This is a genomic window from Acidovorax sp. CF316, from assembly GCF_000276605.1.
Taxonomy (GTDB): domain Bacteria; phylum Pseudomonadota; class Gammaproteobacteria; order Burkholderiales; family Burkholderiaceae_C; genus Acidovorax.
Window position 1 is genome coordinate 1 of sequence record NZ_AKJX01000043.1, and the last position, 5,799, is coordinate 5,799.

A 5,799-nucleotide genomic window follows, 5' to 3' on the forward strand; every position below is an offset into this window, starting at 1 on the left:
CATGACGACGAATTCGTCGCCACCAAAGCGCGCCACGGTGTCGGCTTCGCGCACGCTGCCCACCAGCCGGGTGGCGACCTGGGACAGGAGCTGGTCGCCCATGTCGTGGCCCAGGGTGTCGTTGAGGTCCTTGAAGTTGTCGAGGTCGATGAACAGCAGGGCACCGAGGTTCTTGCTGCGCTGGCAGGCGGCGATGGAGCGTTGCAGGCGGTCTAGCAGCAGGCGCCGATTGGGCAGGCCCGTGAGCGCGTCGTAGAACGCCAGGCGCTCGATCTCCTGCTCTGCGCGTTTGCGGTCGGTGATGTCGCGGCACACCCCGAGAACGCCCGTGACCCGGCCATGCAGGTCGCGGATGGGCGTCTTGATGGTCTCGAAGTACCCCTGGTAGCCGTCCTCGGCAAAGGTCAGCTGTTCTTCATAGACCAGGGGTTGCCAGGCCTGCATGGCGCGCCGGTCGTAGGCCCGGAACTGCTCGGCCGCGGCCGCGGGCGAAATGTCGAAATCGGTGCAGCCGATGACCTCGCGCTCGGGCTTGCCCGCGAAGCGCTCGAACACCGGGTTGCAGGAGACATAGACGCCGTCCGCATCCTTGAGGAAGACCATGTCCGGTATGGCGTTCACCACGCGCGCCAGATGGGCCTTCTGCTGGGCCAGCTCGTTCTCGATGCGCTTGAGCTCGGTCAGGTCGTAGGCGAACACCACCACCGCCATCACGCCCTGGTCGGTGATGGACTCGGGCACAAGGGTGGTGTGGCGGTACTGGGCGCCATCCAGGCCATCGATGCGGTTTTCAAAGACCGCCGTCTCGCCGGCAAAGGCTTTTTTCAGCTGGGGCTGCATGCGTGCCATGACCGCGGTGGGGATCACGTCCTGCAGCAATTGCCCCTGCAACTGCTCCGGTGTGCGGTGCAGCCAACGGGCCTGCTGCTCGTTCACATAGAGCACCCGGTGGTCGCGGTCCAGCCGTGCCACCCCGCCAGGCACCTGGCGCAGCATGTTGGCCATCTGCACCTCGTGCGCGTGGGCGGCCTGCTCGGCCTCGCGCTCGGCGGTGATGTCGCTCTGCACGCCGTCCCAGATCACGCGCCCGCCATCGAGCAGCCGGGGCGAGGAACTCAGGTGGATCCAGCGCACGGCCCCCGAGGACACGCGCATGCGGAAATTGGCCTCCATGGGCCCCATGGTGCGCAGCGACTGTTCCCGGGCTTCCTCCAGCATGGGGAGGTCTTCGGGGAGGATCTGCTGGTACAGCACACCCGGGTCGCGCAGGACGTCTTCGGCGCGCAGGCCGTTCAGGCGCTCGATGGCATCGCCGATGTGCACGAAGTGCATGCGGCCGTCGGTCTCGCGCACCACCTGGTAGAGCACGCTGAGCGGCAGGTTGCGGCCCAGCAGCTGCAGCCGCGTCTCGCTCTCGCGCAGCTGGGCTTCGGCCTGGTGCAATCGCTCGAAAGGCTGGCGCATGCCGACCACGAACACGGCCTGGTACAGCAGCGCGTAGCCCACCACGCGCGCACCATGTGCCAGCATGTCGGCCCAGCCGAGCTGCCCTGCGCCGGAGAGGCCCACCAGGAGTTCTGCGACCGCGAAGGCGGCCGCCGCCCAGGCCAGCAGGCGCCCGCGCGTGCGGTTGTCGCCCGCCGCCGCGTCGCGGTGCAGGCGCACGGCAGCCACCACCAGTCCCAGGCACAGCACGGCGGCCATCAGCGTCGGCAGCATGCCGCCCGACGCCTGGGCAAACCCACGGGCCAGCGGCCCCACGGCCGCCCAGACCAGCGCCAGGGAAAACGCGCCCGCCGCCACCGCCCACACCCGGGCAGGCCCGGGCAGGGAGGCATGCAGTGCCGTAAGCAGCAGTGCGGCGCACTCGGCCACGCGCACCCAGGCGCCCAGCCACAGCGCCATGTCGGTGACCAGGGCAGACGCCGGTTGCGGCGTGGCATGGGCCAGCACGCCGTGCAGGAAATTGCAGACCGCGGCCACGCCGAACCCGGCGACCAGCACGTTGGCACGGCCCTGGCCCTGCTCGTCGAGCACATGCAGGGACACGGACACCACCAGCAGCGCCAGCAGGATGGCCACCAGCTCCATGAAGGGCTCCAGGCCATGCTGGCGGTCGGTTCCCTCGCCCAGGATGCCGCCCAGGGACACCATCACCAGCGCCAGCACCCCCACGGCCAGCACCACCGTGGCGGCGGGAGCGTCCGAGACGAGCATCCGCTCTGAGCAGTGGACTGGGGGTTTCATAGGAGCTGTGGGGGATAGGGCGTCAGCTGCACCTCACCAGTGTATCGGGCTGTAAGCGCCAGCGGTCATCGGGCGAAACGCGCGCAGCATGTGCGCCACAATCGCTGCCACCAGCCGGCTGGTGGTGGCCTGGCGGGCGGGCGCGGGCTCCAGGCCGCGTCCGCCCGCTGCACCCGCTCAGCCTTCGAGCAGCTGGCGCAGCACGAAGGGCAGGATGCCGCCCGCCTGGTAGTAGTCCACCTCGATGGGGGTGTCGATGCGCAGCGTGACCACCACCTCCTGGCTGGAACCGTCGGTGCGGCGGATCACCAGGGTGGCATCGCTCTGGGGCGTGAGCGCCGGGTCGGGCAGCACGTTGATGGTTTCGTTGCCGGTCAGGCCCAGCGACTCCCACGAGTCGGAGCCCTTGAACTGCAGCGGCAGCACGCCCATGCCCACCAGGTTGGAGCGGTGGATGCGCTCGAAGCTGCGCGCCACCACGGCCTTGATGCCCAAGAGCTGCGTGCCCTTGGCGGCCCAGTCGCGGCTCGATCCGGTGCCGTACTCCTCGCCGGCAAAGATCACCGTGGGCGTCTTTTGCGCCATGTACTGCATGGCGGCGTCGAAGATGAACATCTTCTCGCCCTGCAGGGGCCCCTCGTTCTGGAATACCGTCACCCCGCCCTCTTCGCGCGAGCCATCGGCCGTGGGCGGGAGCATGAGGTTCTTGATGCGCACGTTGGCGAAGGTGCCGCGCATCATCACGTCGTGGTTGCCGCGGCGCGCGCCGTAGCTGTTGAAGTCAGCCTTCTGCACGCCGTTGAGCTGCAGCCACTGGCCGGCGGGCGAGGTGGCCTTGATGGAGCCTGCGGGCGAGATGTGGTCGGTGGTGATGGAGTCGCCGAACAGCGCCATGATGCGTGCGCCATGCACGGCAGAGGCCGTCGCAGCGCCCTGTTCGAGCGTGAACTGCCCGAAGAACGGCGGCTCGGCGATGTAGGTGCTGGCGGGCCAGGTGTAGGCGTTGCCGCTCACGCCCTTGATCTTTTCCCAGAGCTTGCCGGGGTCGGTGGCGACCTTGGCGTAGTTCTCGCGGAAGGCCTTGCCGTTCATCGCGAACTTCATGAGCTGGTGCACCTCGTCGCTCGTCGGCCAGATGTCGCCCAGGTAGATGTCCCTGCCGCCCTTGCCCTTGCCCACGGGCTCGGTCATGAGGTCCTTGAGCACCGTGCCGGCAATGGCATAGGCCACGACCAGCGGCGGGCTGGCCAGGAAGTTGGCCTTGAGGTTGGGGTGGATGCGCGCCTCGAAGTTGCGGTTGCCCGAGAGCACGGCCGCGCAGATCAGGTCGTTGCCGGTGATGGCCTCGTTGAGTTCGGGCGTGAGGTCGCCCGCATTGCCGATGCAAGTGGTGCAACCGTAGCCGGCCAGCGCAAAGCCCAGCTTCTCCAGGTAGGGCAAGAGGCCGGTCTCGGTGAGGTAGTCGGTGACGATGCGCGAGCCCGGGGCCAGCGAGGTCTTGATGTGCGGCTGCACCTTGAGGCCCGCCTCCACCGCCTTCTTGGCCAGCAGGCCGGCGGCCAGCAGCACGCTGGGGTTGGAGGTGTTGGTGCAGCTGGTGATGGCGGCGATCAGCACGTCGCCATTGCCCACCGTGGGATCGGCCCCCTTGGTGGGCATGGCCGCGGCTGCATCGGCATGGGCGGTGGCCAGCGCGGGCTTGTTGCCCTCCATCTCGGCCACCGAGCGGGGGGCGCCCGCGGGTGCGGGCTTGTCCTTGGGTGCGGCCTCCTGCACCATCTCCTGGCCGCGGTGGATGTGGTGGCGGGTGTGCAGCAGCTCGGCCGGGCGGTTGAAGCCGTTCTGGGCATTGGGCTTGCTGAACAGGTCGACGAACTGGCTGCTGACCTTGCCCAGCTCGATGCGGTCCTGCGGGCGCTTGGGGCCGGCCAGGCTGGGGGTGACTGTCCCCAGGTCGAGCCGAACGACCTGCGAGTAATCGATCTCGCCGGCCAGCGGCACGCCGAACAGACCCTGGGCCTTGAAGTAGGCCTCGAAGGCTTCGATCTCGGCCTTGGTGCGGCCCGTGCCCCGGAAGTAGTCGATGGTCTTCTCGTCCACCGGGAAGAAGCCCATGGTGGCACCGTACTCGGGAGCCATGTTGCCGATGGTGGCCCGGTCGGGCAGGGCCAGCGTGCGCGTGCCCTCGCCGAAAAATTCGACGAACTTGCCCACCACCTTGTGCTGGCGCAGCAGTTCGGTCACGGTGAGCACCAGGTCGGTGGCGGTCACGCCCTCGCGCAGCTGGCCCGTCATCTCGAAGCCCACCACGTCGGGCGTGAGGAAGTACACGGGCTGGCCCAGCATGGCGGCCTCGGCTTCGATGCCGCCCACGCCCCAGCCGACCACGCCAATGCCGTTGATCATGGTGGTGTGGCTGTCGGTGCCGACCAGGGTGTCGGGGTAGTGCACGCCGGCCTTGGTCTTGTGCACGCCACGGGCCAGGTACTCCAGGTTCACCTGGTGCACGATGCCGAAGCCCGGCGGCACCACGCCGAAGGTGCTGAAGGCCTGCATGCCCCATTTCATGAACTCGTAGCGCTCACGGTTGCGCTGGAACTCAAGCTTCATGTTGAGGTCCAGCGAATTCTTCTTGCCGTAGTAGTCGACCATGATGGAGTGGTCCACCACCAGATCCACGGGCACCAGGGGTTCGATCTTCTTGGGGTTCTTGCCCAGCTTGGCGGCCACGCTGCGCATGGCGGCCAGGTCGGCCAGCAGCGGCACGCCGGTGAAGTCCTGCAGCACCACGCGCGAGACCACGAAGGGGATCTCGTCCTTGCGCTCGGCCGTGGGACCCCAGTGCGCCAGCTGGCGCACATGCTCGGGCGTGACCTTGCGCCCATCGCAGTTGCGCAGCACCGATTCGAGCACGATGCGGATGGATACCGGCAGGCGGTTGATCGAGGGAAACTCCTTGGCGAGCGCAGGGAGCGAATAGAACTGTCCGGTCTTGCCGGACGCGGTCTTGAAGTTCTTGAGCGTGCTGGCAAAAGCGTGGCGGGCGGGCTGGGGCGACGACTTGGTCGATGTGGCCATGGCTGACTCCTGTGATGCGACAAGGCCTATTCTGTCAGTCCCGCGTGGCGGATGAAACGGTGGGGGTATGCATGTGCATGAAAGCGGTGGGCGCCTACACGCCGAAAGGGGGGCCAAGGCCCCCCTCTCACGCCCCATGCAGGCACAGGTCCTGTGGCCGATGCGCGTGCGTGCAGGCCTTCAGGCAGCAGCGGCCATCGACGGCAGGCGGCGCATGCCGAACCACTGCAGTTCGGCCAGCAGGCCCACCGACACCACATGCACGACCAGGTAGGCCTGGCCCCAGCCCGTGGGGGCCACGGCCGAGGACAGCAACAGGCCCAGGCTGGCCAGGGCCCAGGCGGCATTGCCCGCCACCAGCAGCCCGAGCAGGCCCCGCGGCGTGTGGCGCTGGCCCGCAATCACGGCCGCCAGCAGCGCAAAGCCGATGAGCGCCAGCCCGCTGGCCGAGACCAGGCCCGCCGGCAGGGCGAG

3 protein-coding genes are annotated in these 5,799 nt (G+C 68.3%); all 3 read right to left on the reverse strand.

The window, feature by feature from the left end:
- On the reverse strand, positions 1-2,247 hold a 2,247-nt coding region (locus PMI14_RS05340), incomplete at its 3' end, for a bifunctional diguanylate cyclase/phosphodiesterase (RefSeq protein ID WP_035202468.1).
- Positions 2,248-2,424: 177 nt separating this feature from the next.
- Complete coding sequence (locus PMI14_RS05345) at positions 2,425-5,325, reverse strand: aconitate hydratase (RefSeq protein ID WP_007850807.1); 2,901 nt, start codon at positions 5,323-5,325, stop codon at positions 2,425-2,427.
- 180 nt (positions 5,326-5,505) lie between these two features.
- Positions 5,506-5,799, reverse strand: a 294-nt coding sequence (locus PMI14_RS05350) for a hypothetical protein (RefSeq protein WP_007850808.1), incomplete at its 5' end; no start/stop codon positions are given.

Coding starts and splice junctions, on each gene's coding strand:
- PMI14_RS05345 (WP_007850807.1), bottom strand. CDS start 5,325: ATGGCCACATCGACCAAGTCGTCGCCCCAGCCCGCCCGCCACGCTTTT.